Source organism: Acidovorax sp. GW823-FHT05D11 (assembly GCF_058795695.1).
The window spans coordinates 1,989,960-2,008,708 of the sequence record NZ_CM179502.1; the positions used below are offsets into that span (position 1 = coordinate 1,989,960).

Annotated in this window: 12 protein-coding genes and 5 tRNA genes; 13 read left to right on the forward strand and 4 right to left on the reverse strand. The window is 65.7% G+C overall.

Translation table 11 applies throughout. The features are described from left to right. The first annotated feature begins 110 nt into the window (after window positions 1-110). From AC3RCE_RS09135 to AC3RCE_RS09195, 13 genes are all read left to right on the forward strand, one after another. The gene (locus AC3RCE_RS09135) at window positions 111-1,310 is read left to right on the forward strand and encodes an efflux RND transporter periplasmic adaptor subunit (protein WP_492254975.1); all 1,200 of its coding nucleotides are present in this window, start codon (window positions 111-113) and stop codon (window positions 1,308-1,310) included. 8 nt (window positions 1,311-1,318) lie between these two features. Next, on the forward strand, window positions 1,319-4,501 hold the full coding sequence (locus tag AC3RCE_RS09140) for an efflux RND transporter permease subunit (protein ID WP_492254976.1): 3,183 nt from the start codon (window positions 1,319-1,321) through the stop codon (window positions 4,499-4,501). A 94-nt stretch (window positions 4,502-4,595) separates the two neighbouring features. Next, window positions 4,596-4,682: transfer RNA gene (locus AC3RCE_RS09145), tRNA-Leu, on the forward strand. A 75-nt stretch (window positions 4,683-4,757) separates the two neighbouring features. Further along, on the forward strand, window positions 4,758-6,071 hold the full coding sequence (gene tig / locus AC3RCE_RS09150; protein WP_218294103.1) for a trigger factor: 1,314 nt from the start codon (window positions 4,758-4,760) through the stop codon (window positions 6,069-6,071). Window positions 6,072-6,199: 128 nt separating this feature from the next. Further along, window positions 6,200-6,808 carry an ATP-dependent Clp endopeptidase proteolytic subunit ClpP gene (clpP, locus tag AC3RCE_RS09155; protein WP_304505098.1) on the forward strand — a complete coding sequence of 203 codons (609 nt, stop codon included), beginning with the start codon at window positions 6,200-6,202 and terminating at the stop codon, window positions 6,806-6,808. A 102-nt stretch (window positions 6,809-6,910) separates the two neighbouring features. Then, window positions 6,911-8,176, forward strand: a complete 1,266-nt coding sequence (gene clpX / locus AC3RCE_RS09160; RefSeq protein ID WP_492254977.1) for an ATP-dependent Clp protease ATP-binding subunit ClpX — start codon at window positions 6,911-6,913, stop codon at window positions 8,174-8,176. Window positions 8,177-8,302: 126 nt separating this feature from the next. Further along, window positions 8,303-10,735 (forward strand): endopeptidase La, encoded by a 2,433-nt coding sequence (gene lon / locus AC3RCE_RS09165; RefSeq protein ID WP_492254978.1) that lies wholly within the window; start codon window positions 8,303-8,305, stop codon window positions 10,733-10,735. Window positions 10,736-10,822: 87 nt separating this feature from the next. Further along, a tRNA-Gly gene (locus tag AC3RCE_RS09170) sits at window positions 10,823-10,898 on the forward strand. Between the two features lie 58 nt (window positions 10,899-10,956). Continuing rightward, window positions 10,957-11,030 (forward strand) — tRNA-Cys (locus AC3RCE_RS09175). A gap of 188 nt (window positions 11,031-11,218) precedes the next feature. Then, a tRNA-Gly gene (locus tag AC3RCE_RS09180) sits at window positions 11,219-11,294 on the forward strand. 155 nt (window positions 11,295-11,449) lie between these two features. Beyond that, a tRNA-Leu gene (locus AC3RCE_RS09185) sits at window positions 11,450-11,542 on the forward strand. A gap of 13 nt (window positions 11,543-11,555) precedes the next feature. Beyond that, on the forward strand, window positions 11,556-12,188 hold the full coding sequence (locus tag AC3RCE_RS09190) for a DUF6806 family protein (RefSeq protein ID WP_218340779.1): 633 nt from the start codon (window positions 11,556-11,558) through the stop codon (window positions 12,186-12,188). Window positions 12,189-12,319: 131 nt separating this feature from the next. Next, entirely contained in the window at window positions 12,320-12,844 is a 525-nt protein-coding gene (locus AC3RCE_RS09195) for a M48 metallopeptidase family protein (RefSeq protein ID WP_218294107.1), read from the forward strand. A gap of 50 nt (window positions 12,845-12,894) precedes the next feature. Here AC3RCE_RS09195 and AC3RCE_RS09200 read toward each other — a convergent pair whose 3' ends face one another. From AC3RCE_RS09200 to AC3RCE_RS09215, 4 genes are all read right to left on the reverse strand, one after another. Next, window positions 12,895-13,836 carry a glutamate racemase gene (locus AC3RCE_RS09200; protein ID WP_492254979.1) on the reverse strand — a complete coding sequence of 314 codons (942 nt, stop codon included), beginning with the start codon at window positions 13,834-13,836 and terminating at the stop codon, window positions 12,895-12,897. A 146-nt stretch (window positions 13,837-13,982) separates the two neighbouring features. Continuing rightward, a complete protein-coding gene (locus AC3RCE_RS09205; RefSeq protein WP_218294109.1) occupies window positions 13,983-15,551 on the reverse strand; it encodes a fumarate hydratase in 1,569 nt (522 codons plus the stop codon). A gap of 244 nt (window positions 15,552-15,795) precedes the next feature. Then, window positions 15,796-16,233 (reverse strand): hypothetical protein, encoded by a 438-nt coding sequence (locus AC3RCE_RS09210; protein WP_492254980.1) that lies wholly within the window; start codon window positions 16,231-16,233, stop codon window positions 15,796-15,798. A 195-nt stretch (window positions 16,234-16,428) separates the two neighbouring features. Beyond that, window positions 16,429-18,591, reverse strand: a complete 2,163-nt coding sequence (locus AC3RCE_RS09215) for a putative bifunctional diguanylate cyclase/phosphodiesterase (RefSeq protein WP_218294111.1) — start codon at window positions 18,589-18,591, stop codon at window positions 16,429-16,431. Between the last annotated feature and the right edge of the window lie 158 nt (window positions 18,592-18,749).

Here is an 18,749-nt window from a genome sequence, read left to right on the forward strand (position 1 = left end):
TAACCGGTCAGTCAGTAATCAAAATAATCTTCGACAGGGACAAGGAGGCTGGCCCGTGCCCGCGTTTGCCCGCAGCTCCTTGCGGCCCTTTTTTACTCACCGGATTTTCCATGCGCACACCTTCCGCTTCGCGGCCCTTTCAACGGCATTCCAGGTACCTGCTGGTGCTGGCCACGGCGGCCCTGCTGGCCGCCTGTTCGCGCCCCGCTCCGCCCGAGGAGCCCGTGCGCTCCGTGAAGCTGCTGACGGTGGGCGTGGGCGCGCTGCAGTCGAGCCTGGAGTATTCGGGCGAGGTGCGGGCGCGCGTGGAATCGCGCCTGGGTTTCCGCGTGGCCGGCAAGATCGTGCAGCGCCAGGCCGAACTGGGCCAGCATGTGCGGGCCGGCCAGGTGCTGGCGCAGCTGGACCCCAAGGACTACCAGCTGGCTGCCGACGCCGCGCGCGCGCAACTCGCATCGGCGACCACGCAGCGCGATCTGGCGGCCGCCGACTACAAGCGCTACCAGGCCCTGAAGGACCAGAACTTCATCAGCGGCGCCGAGCTCGAGCGCCGCGATGCCACGCTCAAGGCCGCGCAGGCCACGCTGGACCAGGCCCGCGCGCAGCTGTCGTCGCAGGGCAACCAGGCGGCCTACACCACGCTGGTGGCCGACGTGTCGGGCGTGGTGACGGGCATCGATGCCGAACCGGGCCAGGTGGTGTCGGCGGGCACGCCCGTGGTGCGCATCGCGCAGGACGGCCCCCGCGACGTGGTGTTCGCGGTGCCGGAAGACAAGGTGGCGCAGATTGCCCAAGGCTCCGAGGTGGCGGTGCGCGGCTGGTCGGGCGGCGCCCCCCTGGCGGGGCGCGTGCGCGAAGTCGCGGCCAGTGCCGACGCCGCCACCCGCACCTACCAGGTGAAGGTGGCCATCGACAGCGCCGACGCGCCCGCGCTGGGCTCCACGGTGTATGTGACGCCCAAGGCGTTGAGCCACGCTGGCATCCAGGCGATCAAGCTGCCCACCAGTGCGTTGCGCCAGGAGGGCCAGTCCACGGCCGTGTGGGTGTACGACGCGGCCAGCAGCACCGTGAAGTCGCAGGTGGTGCAGATCGCCACGGCCGATGGCAACGAGGCCGTGGTGGCCGCGGGCCTCACGCCCGGCATGCAGGTGGTGGCCACGGGCGTGCACGTGCTCTCACCCGGGCAGAAGGTGCTGGTTTATCAGCCAAAAGTGGCCTCGGCGCCCGCCGGTAAAGCGCAAACAGCTATAAATTCAGTAGCAAATCCTGCCGCAGCTACTGCGGTGCCCGTGGCTTCCACTGCCAACTGAGGCCGGCCATGACGCAAGTACAACCCAAAGAGGGGTTCAACCTCTCCAAGTGGGCGCTCGACCATCCCGCCCTCACGCGCTACCTGATGGTGGTGCTGATGCTGCTGGGCTTCGCGGCCTACTTCCAGCTCGGGCAGGACGAAGACCCGCCGTTCACCTTCCGTGCCATGGTGGTGCGCACCTACTGGCCCGGCGCCACGGCGCAGCAGGTGGCCGAGCAGGTCACCGACAAGATCGAGCGCACCCTGCAGGAAGTGCCCTATGCGGACAAGATCCGCAGCTACTCCAAGCCGGGCGAGTCGCAGATCATCTTCCAGATCAAGGACTCCTCCAAGGGCAGCGAGGTGGCCAACGTCTGGTACAGCGTGCGCAAGAAGGTGGGCGACATGCGCTACACCCTGCCGCAGGGCATCCAGGGGCCGTTCTTCAACGACGACTTCGGTGATGTGTACGGCGTGATCTACGCGCTGGAGTCCGAGGGCTTCAGCTATGCCGAACTCAAACAGTTCGCCGACGACGCGCGCCAGCAGCTGCTGCGCGTGCCTGACGTGGCCAAGGTCGAACTCTTCGGTGTGCAGGACGAGAAGCTCTTCATCGAAATTTCGCAAAAGCGCCTGTCGCAGCTGGGCCTGGACATGAACCAGGTGCTGGCCCAGCTGGGCCAGCAGAATGCGGTGGAAAGCGCGGGCGCCATCCAGACGCCGCAGGACCAGGTGCAGGTGCGCGTGCAAGGGCAGTTCAATGCCGTCGAAGACCTGGGCGCCATGCCGATCCGCGGGCCGTCGGGCGCGCAGCTGCGTCTCTCGGACATCGCCGAGGTCAAGCGCGGCTATGTGGACCCGGCCTCCGTGAAGGTGCGCCACCAGGGGCAGGAAGTGATCGCGCTCGGGGTGTCCATGGCCAAGGGCGGGGACATCATCGCGCTGGGCAAGGCACTGCACACGGCCACCGACCGCATTGGCAGCACCCTCCCGGCGGGCGTCAGGCTCGTCAACGTGCAGGACCAGCCCAAGGCCGTGGCGACCTCGGTGAACGAGTTCGTCAAGGTGCTGATCGAGGCGGTGGTCATCGTGCTGGCGGTGAGCTTCATCGCGCTGGGTTTCCACAGGCGCCCCGGCAAGAATCCGCTGTGGAAGCGCTGGTACATCGACCCGCGCCCCGGCCTGGTCGTGGGCATCACCATCCCGATGGTGCTGGCCGTGACTTTCCTGGCCATGTGGTACTGGGGCATCGGCCTGCACAAGATTTCGCTGGGCTCGCTCATCATCGCGCTGGGCCTGCTGGTGGACGACGCGATCATCGCGGTCGAGATGATGGTGCTCAAGCTCGAGGAGGGCTACGACAAGGTGCGTGCCGCCACCTTCGCCTACGAGATCACGGCCATGCCCATGCTCACGGGCACGCTGATCACGGCGGCGGGTTTCCTGCCCATCGGCCTGGCCAAGTCCACCACGGGCGAATACACGTTCGCGATCTTTGCCGTGACGGTGATCGCGCTGGTGCTCAGCTGGATCGTGTCGGTGTACTTCGTGCCGTACCTGGGCACGCTGCTGCTCAAGGTGCCGCCACACGTGCTGGCCGCGCAGGCCAGCCAAGGCATCACGGACGATCCCCACGAGGTGTTTGACAGTCCGTTCTACCGCACCTTCCGCCGCCTGGTGGACTGGTGCGTGCAGCACCGCTGGCTCACCATCGGCGCCACGGTGCTCACCTTCGCGCTGGGCATCGCCGGCATGGGCAAGGTGCAGCAGCAGTTCTTCCCGGATTCGAGCCGCCCGGAGATCCTGGTGGACATCTGGTTCCCCGAGGGCACCTCGTTCGCGGGCAACGAAGAAGTCACCAAGCGGGTGGAGCAGCGCCTGCTCTCCGAGCCTGGGGTCCGCTCCGTGAGCACCTGGGTGGGGTCGGGCGTGCCGCGCTTTTACCTGCCGCTGGACCAGGTGTTCCCGCAAAGCAATGTGTCGCAGTTCATCGTGCTGCCGCAGGACCTGAAGGTGCGCGAATCGCTGCGCGTGAAATTGCCGGCGCTGCTGGCGCAGGAGTTTCCGGAGGTGCGCGGCCGGGTGAAGCTGCTGCCCAACGGGCCGCCCGTGCCGTACCCCGTGCAGTTCCGCGTGGTGGGCCCCGATCCGCTGGTGCTGCGTGAGCGCGCGGACGAGGTGAAAGCCCAGCTGCGCCAGAACCCCGACATGCGCGGCGTGAACGACAACTGGAACGAGTCCGTGAAGGTGCTGCGCCTGGAAGTGGACCAGGCCAAGGCGCGCGCCCTGGGCGTGACCAGCCAGTCCATCGCACAGGCCTCCAAGACCATCCTGTCGGGCACGCAGGTGGGCCAGTTCCGCGAGGGCGACAAGCTCATCGACATCCTGCTGCGCCAGCCGCAGGAGGAGCGCAACGCGATCACCGACATCGCCAATGCCTATCTGCCCACGGCGTCGGGCAAGTCGATTCCGCTCACGCAGATCGCCAAGCCGGTGTTCACCTGGGAGCCGGGCGTGATGTGGCGCGAGAACCGCGACTACGCCATCACGGTGCAGGGCGATGTGACCGAGGGCCTGCAGGGCGCGACGGTGACGGCGGCGTTGCTGCCTGCCCTCAAGGAGATCGAGGCGAAGTGGCGTGCCGCGGGGCAGGCCGGCTACCGCATCGAGGTGGCGGGTGCCGTGGAGGAAAGCTCCAAGGGCTCGGCATCGATCGCGGCGGGCATTCCGGTCATGCTGTTCATCACCTTCACCTTGCTCATGCTGCAACTGCACAGCTTCAGCCGCGCGATGCTGGTGTTCCTGACCGGGCCGCTCGGGCTGGCGGGCGTGGCGGCGGCCTTGCTGCTGCTCAACCGCCCCTTCGGCTTCGTGGCGCTGCTCGGCGTGATCGCGCTCATGGGCATGATCCAGCGCAACTCGGTGATCCTGATCGACCAGATCGAGCAGGACCGCGCGCGGGGCGTGCCGGCGTGGGATGCGATCGTCGAATCCGCCGTGCGCCGCCTGCGCCCCATCGTGCTCACGGCCGCGGCCGCGGTGCTGGCCATGATCCCGCTGTCGCGCAGCGTGTTCTGGGGGCCGATGGCCGTGGCCATCATGGGCGGGCTGGTGGTGGCCACCGTGCTCACGCTGCTGGCGCTGCCCGCGATGTATGCTGCCTGGTTCCGTGTCAAAAGGCCGGCGCCGGAGGTCCTTGGAGGGGTTTGATTCCCACCCTGCCCGCATCAGGGTAAAATAGAAGGTTGACCGATTTCACACAGGCGGCAGCTGAGGTTGCCGCCTGTTTGTTTGTTGTAGAACCGCGCGGGTGGCGAAATTGGTAGACGCACCAGGTTTAGGTCCTGACGCCAGCAATGGTGTGGGGGTTCGAGTCCCCCCCCGCGCACCACCCATGTGAGACTTTGCGGAACACGGCGCCGCTGCGCTGCAGCCAGCACGATCCACATTCATAAGAGGAATAGCCATGGCCGTTACTGTTGAAACCCTTGAGAAGCTCGAGCGCAAGATCACGCTGAGCGTGCCCGTCACCCTGATCCAGTCCGAAGTCGACACGCGCTTGAAGCGCCTGGCCCGCACGGTCAAGATGGACGGTTTCCGTCCCGGCAAGGTGCCCATGAACGTGGTGGCCCAGCGCTACGGCTACTCGGTGCAGTACGAAGTGCTCAACGACAAGGTCGGTGAAGCCTTCGCCGTGGCCGCCAACGAAGCCAACCTGCGTGTCGCCGGCCAGCCCCGCATCTCCGAGAAGGACGGCGCTCCCGAGGGCCAGATGACCTTCGACGCCATCTTCGAAGTGTTCCCCGAAGTCAAGATCGCCGATCTGGCGGACGCGGAAGTCGAAAAGCTGTCGGCCGAAGTGACCGATGCGGCCATCGACAAGACCATCGACATCCTGCGCAAGCAGCGCCGCAGCTTTGCGCAGCGCGCGCTCGAAGCCGCCGCGCAAGACGGCGACCGCGTGACGGTCGACTTCGAAGGCAAGATCGACGGCGAGCCCTTTGAAGGCGGCAAGGCCGAAGACTTCCAGTTCCTGGTCGGCGAAGGCCAGATGCTCAAGGAGTTCGAGGAAGCCGTGCGTGGCATGAAGTCGGGCGAAAGCAAGACCTTCCCCCTGGCATTTCCTGCGGAATACCACGGCAAGGACGTGGCCGGCAAGACGGCGGACTTCCTCGTCACGGTCAAGAAGATCGAAGCGGCCCACCTGCCCGAAGTGAATGACGCCCTGGCCAAGTCGCTGGGCATCGCCGATGGTTCCGTGGAAGGCCTGCGCGCCGACATCAAGAAGAACTTGGAGCGCGAAGTCAAGTTCCGCCTGCTGGCCCGCAACAAGCAGGCCGTGATGGACGCTCTCGTGTCCAAGGCCGAACTGGACCTGCCCAATTCCAGCGTGCAGGCTGAAATCGCCCGCCTGCTCGAAGGCGCCCGTGCAGAACTCAAGCAGCGCGGCATCAAGGACGCCGACAAGGCCGAAATCCCTGAAGACGTGTTCCGTCCCCAGGCAGAGCGCCGCGTGCGCCTGGGCCTGGTGCTGGCCGAACTGGTGCGTGCCAACGAACTGCAGGCCAAGCCCGAGCAGCTCAAGGCCCACATCGACGAGCTGGCCGCCAGCTACGAGAAGCCCGAGGACGTGGTGCGCTGGTACTTCGGTGACCGCCAGCGCCTGGCGGAAGTTGAAGCGGTCGTGATCGAGAACAATGTGACCGAATTCGTGCTGGGCAAGGCCAAAGTGGTCGAAAAGTCCGTGTCGTTCGACGAACTGATGGCCCAGCAGGGCTGATAGGCCTGGCCGGGCGGCTTGTCGGTTACCGAACTGCCCGGTTGTTGCCGACACATACAGGGGCTTGTGCTTTCGTGCACAAGCCCCAATTCATTTCTGGGTACAGTACCTGCTTGTCTGGAGAAAACATGAGCGCATTGGAAACACAAGGCCTGGGCATGGTCCCCATGGTCATCGAGCAGTCGGGCCGTGGCGAACGGTCCTATGACATCTACTCGCGCCTGCTCAAGGAGCGTGTGATTTTTCTGGTGGGGCCGGTCAACGACCAGACCGCCAATCTCGTGGTGGCGCAGCTGCTGTTCCTGGAGAGCGAAAACCCCGACAAGGACATTTCGTTCTACATCAACTCCCCGGGCGGTTCGGTGAGCGCCGGCATGGCGATCTTCGACACCATGAATTTCGTCAAGCCCGATGTGTCGACCCTGTGCACGGGCATGGCGGCCAGCATGGGTGCCTTCCTGCTGGCGGCGGGCGCCAAGGGCAAGCGCTTTGCGCTGCCCAACTCGAAAGTCATGATCCACCAGCCGCTGGGCGGCATGCAGGGCCAGGCGACCGAGATCGAGATCCATGCGCGCGAGATCCTCAAGACGCGCGAGCAACTGAACAAGATCCTGGCCGAGCGTACGGGCCAGCCGCTGGAGAAGATCCAGCGCGACACCGAGCGCGACTATTTCCTGTCGGCCGACGAGTCCAAGGAATACGGCCTGGTCGACCAGGTGATCAGCAAGCGCTCCTGATAGCCACAGGGTCGCGCGGCGGCGTTTTCCCTGAGGGAAGACGCCGTTTTTTATTTGGTTATCATCCCGACAACTTTCCGTAACAAGCAAGGCATTGCCCCCATGGCCGAGAAAAAAGGCTCTTCCAGCGAAAAAACCCTTTACTGCTCTTTTTGCGGCAAGAGCCAGCATGAAGTGAAGAAGCTGATCGCTGGCCCGTCGGTCTTTATCTGCGACGAGTGCATTGACCTGTGCAACGAGATCATCCGCGATGAGCTCCCGGCCGGTGACCTGGCGCGCGAAGGCCGCGCCGATCTGCCCACGCCGGTGGAGATCAAGACCAATCTCGACAACTACGTGATTGGCCAGGATGTGGCCAAGCGCACGCTGGCGGTCGCGGTGTACAACCACTACAAGCGCCTGCGCCACAAGGACAAGGCCCACAAGGAGGAGGTGGAGCTGTCCAAGAGCAACATCCTGCTGATCGGGCCCACAGGTTCCGGCAAGACGCTGCTGGCGCAGACCCTGGCTCGCATGCTGGATGTGCCCTTCGTGATGGCCGACGCCACCACGCTGACGGAAGCCGGCTACGTGGGCGAGGATGTGGAGAACATCGTCCAGAAGCTGCTGCAAAGCTGTAACTACGAGGTGGAGCGCGCGCAGCGCGGCATCGTCTACATCGACGAGATCGACAAGATCTCGCGCAAGTCGGACAACCCCAGCATCACGCGCGACGTGTCGGGCGAGGGCGTGCAGCAGGCGCTGCTCAAGCTCATCGAAGGCACGATGGCCAGCGTGCCGCCCCAGGGCGGGCGCAAGCACCCGAACCAGGACTTCCTGCAGATCGACACGACCAACATCCTGTTCATCTGCGGGGGCGCGTTCGCGGGCCTGGAGAAGGTCATCGAGAACCGCACCGAAGCATCCGGCATCGGCTTCGGCGCATCGGTCAAGAGCAAGAAGCAGCGTTCGCTGACCGAGGTGTTCACCGAGATCGAGCCAGAAGACCTGATCAAGTTCGGCCTGATCCCCGAGCTGGTGGGCCGCATGCCCGTGGTGACGGCCCTGGCCGAGCTGAGCGAGGACGCGCTGGTGCAGATCCTGACCGAGCCGAAGAATGCGCTGGTCAAGCAGTACAGCAAGCTCCTGGCCATGGAAGGCGTGGATCTGGAGATCCGCCCCGCCGCGCTGAAGGCCATTGCCCGCAAGGCGCTGGCCAGAAAAACTGGCGCGCGCGGCCTGCGCTCCATCCTGGAGCAATCGCTGATCGGAACGATGTTTGACCTGCCCAACACCAGCAATGTCGAAAAGGTGGTGGTGGATGAGTCCACCATCGAAGAAAACAAGCCGCCGCTGCTCGTTTACCGCGAAGCGGCCAAAAAGGCCTGAAATGCCCGGAGCGGGCGCCTTGTTGCCGCCCCTTGAACCATCAACCCTGGCGGCAGTGCGGCTGCGCGCCAGGGTTGAAAATCCCCACATGTGGACCAACTTCCACAGAGCACTTTGAGGATTTCCATGTCCGGACACCCCCCCCTGCCAGCCACCCCCATTGACCTGCCGCTGTTGCCCCTGCGCGACGTGGTGGTGTTTCCTCATATGGTCATCCCGCTGTTCGTGGGCCGTCCCAAGAGCATCAAGGCGCTCGAGATGGCCATGGAGGCGGATCGCCGCATCATGCTGGTCGCTCAGAAGGCCGCGGCCAAGGATGAGCCTTCCGTGTCGGACATGTTCGACGTGGGCTGCGTCTCCACCATCCTGCAGATGCTCAAGCTGCCCGATGGCACGGTGAAGGTGCTGGTCGAAGGCCAGCAGCGTGCCATGGTGGCCTCCATCGAGGATGCCGAAACCCATTTCACGGCCACCGTGACGCCGGTCGAAGCCACGCCCGAGGCCAACAAGCCGAGCGAAATCGAAGCCCTGCGCCGTGCGGTGATGCAGCAGTTCGACCAGTACGTCAAACTCAACAAGAAGATTCCGCCAGAGATCCTGACCTCGATCTCCAGCATCGACGACCCCGGCCGCCTGGCCGACACCATTGCGGCCCACCTGCCGCTCAAACTCGAAAACAAGCAGGTCGTGCTGGATCTCGCCGACGTGAAGGCGCGGCTGGAAAACCTGTTCGAGCAGCTTGACCGCGAAGTCGACATCCTGAACGTCGACAAGAAGATTCGTGGGCGCGTGAAGCGCCAGATGGAGAAGAACCAGCGCGACTTCTATCTCAACGAGCAGGTCAAGGCGATCCAGAAGGAACTGGGCGAAGGCGACGAAGGCGCGGACATCGAGGAGATCGAGAAGAAGATCAAGCTCGCCAAGATGCCCGCAGAGGCGCGCAAGAAGGCCGACGCCGAGCTGAAGAAACTCAAGCTCATGTCGCCCATGTCGGCCGAGGCTACCGTGGTGCGCAACTACATCGACGTGCTCACGGCGCTCCCCTGGAGCAAGAAGACCAAGATCAAGCACGACCTGGTCAATGCCGAGGGCGTGCTCAACGAAGACCATTTCGGCCTGGACAAGGTCAAGGACCGCATCCTTGAATACCTCGCGGTGCAGCAGCGCGTGGACAAGGTGAAGGCGCCCATCCTGTGCCTGGTGGGACCTCCTGGCGTGGGCAAGACCTCCCTGGGCCAGTCCATCGCCAAGGCCACCGGCCGCAAGTACGTGCGCATGGCCCTGGGTGGCATGCGCGACGAGGCCGAGATCCGCGGGCACCGCCGCACCTACATCGGCGCGCTGCCGGGCAAGGTGCTGCAGAGCCTCTCGAAGGTGGGCACGCGCAATCCGCTGTTCCTGCTCGACGAGATCGACAAGCTCGGTACCGACTTCCGGGGCGACCCCTCGAGCGCGCTGCTGGAGGTGCTGGACCCCGAGCAGAACCACACCTTCGGCGACCACTACGTCGAGGTGGACTTCGACCTCTCCGACGTGATGTTCGTCGCCACGTCGAACTCGATGAACATCCCGCCGGCCCTGCTCGACCGCATGGAAGTGATCCGCCTGTCGGGTTACACCGAGGACGAGAAGACCAGCATCGCCATGAAGTACCTGCTGCCCAAGCAGCTCAAGAACAATGGCGTGAAAGACGAGGAGCTCGAGATCACCGAGCCCGCCGTGCGCGACATGGTGCGCTACTACACGCGGGAGGCCGGCGTGCGGTCGCTCGAGCGCGAGCTGTCCAAGATCTGCCGCAAGGTGGTCAAGGGCCTGCAGCTCAAGAAGCTCGAGCCGAAGGTCATCGTCACCGCCGACAACCTGCCCGACTTCCTGGGCGTGCGCAAGTACACCTACGGCCGTGCCGAGGCGCAGAACCAGGTGGGCCAGGTGGTCGGCTTGGCATGGACCGAGGTGGGTGGCGACCTGCTGACCATCGAGGCCGCGGCCATGCCCGGCAAGGGCGTGATCACGCGCACCGGTTCGCTGGGCGATGTGATGAAGGAATCGGTCGAGGCTGCCCGCACGGTGGTGCGAAGCCGCTCGCGCATCCTGGGCATCAAGGACGAGGCCTTCGAGAAGCGCGACATCCACATCCACGTGCCGGACGGCGCGACGCCCAAGGACGGCCCGAGTGCGGGTGCCGCGATGACCACCGCGTTCGTTTCGGCGCTCACGGGCATTCCCGTGCGTGGCGATGTCGCGATGACGGGCGAGATCACGCTGCGGGGCGAGGTCACGGCCATCGGAGGGCTCAAGGAAAAGCTGCTGGCGGCCCTGCGTGGCGGCATCAAGACGGTGCTGATCCCCGAAGAGAACGTCAAGGACCTGGCCGAGATCCCGGACAACGTGAAAAGCGGCCTGGAGATCGTGCCCGTGCGCTGGATCGACAAGGTGCTCGAGATCGCGCTGGAAACCAAACCCGTGCCCCTGACGGACGAGGAGGTGGCCGTGGTGGCCGCTGCTGCGGCGGAGAAGAGCGCGGGTTCGGCCGCGGCCACGGATGGCTTGAAGCATTGAAGAAAAAGTTTTTGGGATGCTTCAAAAAATGCGCTACAATTCATTCCATCGCAGCAAACGTTGTACAATGTGAGGCTTCGGTAAAATGCGGGAATAGCTCAGTTGGTAGAGCGCAACCTTGCCAAGGTTGAGGTCGAGAGTTCGAGACTCTTTTCCCGCTCCAATTTCCACAAAAAGGGAAGCAATTGCTTCCCTTTTTTGTCAGAGGAATGTGAATTCCTGGCGCGGTAGCAAAGCGGTTATGCCCCGGATTGCAAATCCGGTTAGTCCGGTTCGACTCCGGACCGCGCCTCCAGATACGGTTTGTGCCGTCGATGCGGCACAGGATCCTGCGGGATCTTTGCATCGACCGGATCGTGGAGGATGGATGGTGGTCAGTTGGTTGATTTTTTGGCTTGCAATCGAATAGAGCCAAAAAATAGCGATATAATTTGAGGCTTGCTAATTCATGCAGATGGAAACATCGGCTGCAGTAGGCAAAATGCGGGAATAGCTCAGTTGGTAGAGCGCAACCTTGCCAAGGTTGAGGTCGAGAGTTCGAGACTCTTTTCCCGCTCCATATTTGTAAGGGAAGCTTCGGCTTCCCTTTTTTCTTGGCGGCGCAGCAAAGGTGGTTTGGCGACCAGCGGCCCTGTGACCAGAGATGCGACAGGGCATTGCGCGCATGCGCTGCCCGGGTTACGCTGCGACGCAGGAGTGCGTTGGGCAGCCGGCGCCCCGATGGTGAAATTGGTAGACACTGCGGACTTAAAATCCGCCGCTTTCCTGAAAAGGGGCGTGCCGGTTCGACCCCGGCTCGGGGCACCACTACGATTCAATCATGTCAAGTTACAACGCTCCCTTTGAAATCCACGTCCACGGACAAGTCCAGCTGCGCGCCGATGCCAGCTTCGACCAGCTCCAGGAGGCGCTCAAACCCTTGTGGAAGTACGCAGGAGCCCGCTCCCTGGCCGACGGTGCTGCGAGCGCCTACGAGGAAGAGCCGGGCATCAAGTTCGACACGCAGGAGCACCTACTGCAGATGTGCTGGACCGTGCGGGGGGATGAGGATTTTCGCCAATCGCTCGACGAGATGTGCATGAGCCTGAACGAGCTGGCCGAGCAGGGTGCCGCCATTGAAGTCACGTTCTACGATGCGGACTTCGACGAGGAAGAGGAAGAGCAGGACGCAGAGTCGCGCGATGATTTCGTCATGCTTTTCGTGGGCCCGACGCCTGCGGCCATCATGCAGGTGCAGCGCGATCTCCTGGTCCAGGACGTGGTGAACATGATGGAGCGCCATTTCGACGGCGCGGAACTCGGCGGCGTGGTGGCCGAGATCGACAAGCTGTTCAGCCAGCGCTTCGATGCCCTGGTGAACTCGCTGGAAATCGGCAAGCCCCCCAGGGGCCCGGGGGGCTCGGGCAGCGGACACGGTGGCGGGGGGGGGCGCCGTCCGCGCCACCTCCACTGAGCGGCCGCCGGCTTCGCATCGCTCCGCTATTCGTGGGGCCGCAGCGGGCTCGGGCATCAGCGCGCGGTGCAAGCGCTGGCGCTGAACCGGCACCGTAGTAGCCGTCGCTGCCTCTTCGCTGTTCATGAACCATGACATCCGATCTTCCTTACCTGCGCTCCTACCCTGAGTCCCTGCAGGACCAGGCCCGCGACCTGCTCGCGCAAGGGCGCCTGGGGGCGATGCTGTTGCGCAAGTACCCCCGCGCGCATGCGGTGCGCAGCGACAAGGCGCTGTACGACTATGCGCTGGAGCTCAAGGCGCGCCACCTGCGCAACGCAGGCACGGTCAACAAGGTGCTTTTCGACAACAAGATCCATGTGGTGCGCCATGCGCTGGGCTTGCACACGGCCGTGTCGCGCGTGCAGGGCAACCGGCTCGCAGCGAAGCATGAAATCCGCATTGCCGCAATGTTCAAGCAAGCGCCGGACGAGTTTCTGCGCATGATCGTAGTCCACGAGCTGGCGCATCTGCGCGAGAAGAACCACGACAAGGCGTTCTATCAGCTGTGCACCCACATGGAGCCGCAGTACCACCAGTACGAATTCGACCTGCGGCTGTACCTCACGCACGTGGAGCATGCCGGAGAGCGGCTCTGGAGCGCGGAGCCTGCGTGAAGCGGCTCCTGGGCACCAGCGCGATGGCTACGGCCGCGGGCGGTGCGGCATCAGGAGGTGATGGGCAGGCCTGCGCTGCGCGCGCTGAGGGCCCCCGAGGCGCCCGGGCAAGGCACCGCAACGGTTTCGCAGCAATCCGTGGGCAGGCCCAGCCAGCGCTGCGCCGCCGCCTCGAGCATGGCCACCGGACCGGTCGTGAGCAGGCGGATGTCCGGCGATTGCGCCGCGGTCGCGTTGGAGGGCGTGTTGAGCAATCCCGCTGTTTCCAGGAGCCGCTGCGTCTGCCGTGCCACAGGCGCGCCGGTTTCGATGAACTGGACGTCAGGCCCCACCAGCGCCCGCAATTCATGCGCCACAAAGATGTAGTGCGTGCAGCCCAGCACCAGCGTGTCGATCTGCCCGGCTGAAGCGCCGAACATGCCCATGGCGTGGATGTAGCGCTCACACAGGGCGCCGGTTTCGGTGGCACCGACGGCGCCGCCAGGTGCTGGCATGGGCTGGGCCACGCCGCGCTCGATGGCATGGGCCAGGCCGTCGCACGGCTGCACCACGAACTCCGCTTGATCCGCCAGCGAACCCAGCAGCTTGCCGAACTTGCTGCTGGTGAGTGTGCCCCGCGTTCCGATCACGCCCACGCGGCCTGTTCTGGTGGCTGCCAGCGCTGGCTTGATGGCGGGCTCCAGGCCCACCAGGGGCAGGTCGGGGTGGTTGCTGCGCACCTCGTGGATGGCCGCCGCCGTGGCGGTGTTGCATGCCACCACCAGGGCCTTGATGTGGTGCTGCCCGCGCAGGTACTGCGTGATGGCGTGGGTGCGCGCGCTCACGTAGGCATCGCCGCGCTCGCCGTAGGGGGCGTTGGCGCTGTCCGCCAGGTACACGAAACGCTCGTGGGGCAGCTCAGCCCGCAGGGCGCGCAGCACGCTCAGGCCGCCGACCCCGCTGTCGAACACGCCGATGGGTTGTTGTGGCTGCGGCGGCGTTGGCTGGATCATGAAAAAATCACTGCGATGCTGGGGGAGATGAAGTCGACAGTGTGCCGCAGTCGCGCGCAAAATGCCGCGCGGCGGGAGGCACTCCGGGGAGCGCGTGCCTGGCGAGGGCCCGAGGAGGCCACCCACCAGGCTGCGCGGGCCGCCTGTCAGGCGGTGGCGGCGACCCCGATGCCCTTGAACTCCCCGGTGGCGATGCGCTTTTGCCACTCGGCCGGGCCGGTGATGTGCGCGCTGGTGCCGCCGGAATCCACGGCCACGGTCACGGGCATGTCCACCACGTCGAACTCGTAGATGGCTTCCATGCCCAGGTCCTCGAAGCCCACGACCTTGGCGGTCTTGATGGCCTTGCTCACCAGGTAGGCGGCGCCACCCACGGCCATGAGGTACGCGCTCTTGTGGTTCTTGATGGACTCGATGGCCACCGGGCCGCGTTCGGCCTTGCCGATCATGGCGATCAGGCCGGTTTTCTCCAGCATCATGTCGGTGAACTTGTCCATGCGGGTGGCGGTGGTGGGGCCGGCGGGGCCCACGGCCTCGTCCTTGACCGGGTCCACGGGGCCCACGTAGTAGATGACGCGGTTCGTGAAGTCCACGGGCAGCTTCTCGCCCTTGGCCAGCATGTCCTGGATGCGCTTGTGCGCGGCGTCGCGGCCGGTGAGCATCTTGCCGTTGAGCAGCAGCGTGTCGCCGGGCTTCCAGCTGGCCACTTCTTCCTTGGTCAGCGTGTCCAGGTTCACCTTCTTGCTCTTGTTGTAGTCGGGTGCCCAGTTCACGTTGGGCCACAGGTCCAGGCTGGGCGGCGTGAGGTAGACGGGCCCCGAGCCGTCCAGCACGAAGTGCGCGTGGCGCGTGGCGGCGCAGTTGGGGATCATCGCGATCGGCTTGCTGGCCGCGTGCGTGGGGTACATCTTGATCTTGACATCCAGCACGGTGGTCAGGCCGCCCAGGCCCTGAGCGCCGATGCCCAGGGCATTGACCTTCTCGAACAGCTCCAGGCGCAGCGCTTCGACCTTGTCGAGCGCGGGGCCGCCGGTCTTGGCGGCTTCGGCCTTGGCTTGCAGCTCGTACATATCGAGGTCGTCCATCAGGCTCTCCTTGGCCATGAGCACGGCCTTTTCCGCCGTGCCGCCGATGCCGATGCCCAGCATGCCGGGCGGGCACCAGCCGGCGCCCATGGTGGGCACGGTCTTGAGCACCCAGTCCACCACGCTGTCGCTGGGGTTGAGCATGTACATCTTGGACTTGTTCTCCGAGCCGCCGCCCTTGGCCGCCACGGTGATGTCCACGGTGTTGCCGGGCACGATCTCGGTGAAGATCACGGCGGGCGTGTTGTCCTTGGTGTTCTTGCGGTCGAACTGCGGGTCGGCCACCACGCTGGCGCGCAGGGTGTTGTCGGGGTGGTTGTAGCCGCGGCGCACGCCTTCGTTGATGGCGTCGTCCAGGCTGCCCGTGAAGCCGTCCCAGCGCACGTCCATGCCCACCTTCAGGAACACGTTGACGATGCCGGTGTCCTGGCAGATGGGGCGCTGGCCGGTGGCGCTCATCTTGCTGTTGGTCAGGATCTGCGCGATCGCGTCCTTGGCCGCCGGGCTTTGCTCGCGCTCGTAAGCGCGGGCCAGGTGGGCGATGTAATCGGTGGGGTGGTAGTAGCTGATGTACTGCAGCGCGGCGGCTACGGATTCGATGAGATCGTCCTGGCGGATGGAGGTGGTCATGGCGGTTCGTGGGGGAGTCTTTTGTGGAGAACGCAAACGCGTTCCTGTCCTGCCCGCCGCACACGCCGCCTGTCGACCAGCGCTGGGCCGCAAACCGCGCTGCCGATGGCAGGCGGACCGTATTTTGACAGACCCCCGCTGGCGCCACCTTGCGCCCGGGCAAAGGCGGGCGCCGCCGGTCGGCCATTGGCGCCTGCACGGGGGCGCCAGATACCCCCATGGGGTGGTGTTCGGTCCGCCGTGTTCACGGCGCGCCTGTTCCCTCCCCGTCCTCCGGTTCTTCGTCGGTGTCGCTGCTGCCCGGCAGGTCGTCCGCGCTCAAGGGCGCGCCGGCCTGCCGGTTGCCGCGCCCCGGCGTCTCGCGCTCGGTATCCACGGCGTCGCGTTCGTCGTCCTGCATCCCTTCATCCGGGCCGCCGCCGTCACCGGGACCGCCAGCCTGCATGGTTTCCACATGGTCGGGGAGGATGTCGCGGGCGGTGGGCTGCGGGTCGGGCTCCACGCTGCCGCGCTCGCCCGTGCCAAAGCGGTCGGTGTCGCTGTCCGATTCCGTGCTGTAGGCCCCTGCGCTGTCGCTGCCGGAGTCGGAGGCGTCACTGGGCCCCAGGCTGTCGATGCCGGTGGCACTGTGGGCGGGGGGAAGGTTGTCGGCGTCGATGCCGAGAAGGCTGCTGGTGGCCATGGTCTGCTCCGATGGTTGAGGAGGGGGCGCGGGCTCCATGCGGATCCGCGGCGCGGAGGCGGAAACACCGCCGCAATGCCATCGTCGGCGTGCACGGCGCTGCCCCGCGTCAGGCAGCGCTGACATGGGTGTCGTCCATCTTCGCCGGTACCTTCCCAAGGCCTTGAAAAGGTGCCCGTGCGCTGGTTGCCGCGCTCAGAAGTCCGGCAGCGTCCCGATGACGGACGGGGTGAAGTCCGCGCTGCCCACGGGCTTTTCGCCCTGCGACCAGGCCAGCAGCGTGTCTGCCGGCATGGGGCGGGCGTAGAAGAAGCCCTGCAGCTCGTCACAGCCCATGCCCAGCAGGATGTCGCGCTGGCCGCTGGTCTCCACCCCCTCGGCCACCACGCGCAGGCCCAGGGCATGCGCCAGGCTGACCACGGCGGCCACGACGGCGCGGGCGTCCTCGCTGCTTTCCAGGTCGTTCACGAAGCTGCGGTCGATCTTGAGTTGCTGCGCGGGCAGCTGGCGCAGGTAGTTCAGGCTGGAGTAGCCGGTCCCGAAGTCGTCGATGGACAGGAATACGCCGATGCGCGCCAGCCCGTCGAAAGTGCGCTGGGTGGCCTTGATGTCTTCCATGGCCACGGATTCGGTGATCTCGCACAGCAGCTGCGAGGCATCCACCCCGTGGCGCAGCAGGGCCTGCCCGATGCGCTCGGCCAGCCCGCTTTCGCGCAGCTGGTGCACCGACAGGTTGATCGCCACGCGCATGCGCATGCCGCTGCGCGCCCACTCGGCGACCTGGCGGCAGGCCTCGTTGATGACCCAGTTGCCCAGCCGCCCGATCAGGCCGAAGCGCTCGGCCAGCGCGATGAACACCACCGGGCTCACCATGCCATGCTTCGGATGGTTCCAGCGCAGCAGGGCCTCCACGCCGCTGATCTGGCCGCGCGTGCCGTCGATCTTGGGCTGGTAGTGCAGGGCCAGTTCGCCCCGGTCCAGCGCCTGGCGCAGGTCGTTCTGCAACTCCAGCTGCTCGGATGCATCGGAGCCCATGTGGGGTTCGAACAGCGCATAGCAGCCGCCGCCCGCGCGCTTGGCGGCGTACATGGCGGCATCGGCGTTGGCCACGAGCTTGTTGCGGTCACCGTGGTCGGGGTGCACCACGACGCCGATGGAGCAGGCGATCTGCACCTGCTTGCCCGACACCTCGAACGGCTGCGACAGGGAGGACAGCACCCGGTTGGCCACTGTCACGCAGTCGGCCACGTCGCTCACGTCCTCCAGCAGGATCAGGAATTCGTCGCCCCCCACGCGCGCCACGGTATCGCCCTCGCGGGCTTCGCGGCGCAGCCGGTCGGCCGCGCTGCGCAGGATCACATCGCCCGCGGCATGGCCGAACGAATCGTTGATGGGCTTGAAGCCGTCCAGGTCCACGAACAGCACGGCCAGGCGGTCTTCCACGCGGTGGTGGTTGGTGCGGTCCAGGCGCAGCAGCGCGTGGATGAGGCGGTCTTCGAACAGCAGCCGGTTGGGCAGGCCGGTGAGGGCATCGGCGAATGCGCGTTTTTGCAGTTCGTCATTGGCCGCCTGCAGGCGGGTGTTGCTGTCCTGCAGCGACCGCGTCAGACGCTCGGCCGTGGCTTGCAGCCGCGCGTCCAGGATGGAGGTGAACAAGGTGCTCACCAGCAGCATGCCGGTGGCCATGAGCACCATGGCCGTCAGGCCCGGGCCGCCGAGCTCTCCCGCGCTCAGGCACACGGAGCCCATGGCAAAGCTGGCCGCCGCCATGCCGGTGTAGTGCATGCCGCAGATGGCCACGGCCATCACGAACGATGCCGCCAGCTGGTAGGGCAGGCGCTGGCTGGGCCGCACCCGGCGCAGCAGCTTGAAGATCAGCAGGGCCGTGGCCGAGGCCAGCACCGCGATCAGCACCGACAGCGCCACCAGCGGCAGGTTCCACACGATGCCTGGCGCCATTTCCATGGCCGCCATGCCGATGTAGTGCATGCCGCTGATGCCGGCCCCCATCACCAGCGCGCCCAGCGCCAGCTGCATCCGGCCAAAGTGTGTGCGGCTTGCGAGCTGCAGGGCCATGGCGGAGGCGGCCACGGCGGCCAGCCACGACAGCAGCGTGAGCCCGCCGGCAAAGCCGATCTCGATGGGCAGCCGGAAGGCCTGCATGCCCAGGAAATGCATGGACCAGATGCCCGTGCCCATGACGATGGACCCCGCGGCCCACCACGCCAGGCCGACGCGGCGCTGCGCGGTGCGCACCCGCCGCGCCAGGTCGAGTGTCACGTACGACGCGAGCATGGCAATGGCAAAGGAGGCGGCCACCACGAACAGGTTGTAGCTGGAGGGCATGAACGTGTTCATGGTGCGAAAGGTGCTGGGGTTGGAAGGGCAGGGTGCATCGGGCGCGCGGCGCCGTCAAGGGCCTGGGCAGACATGCGGCGAAAGCCTGCAGGGCAGGGGCCGCGCGCGACGGAGTGTAGCCAGGGGCGCGAAGCCGCGCCGGAGTGGGGGTTTGCCCT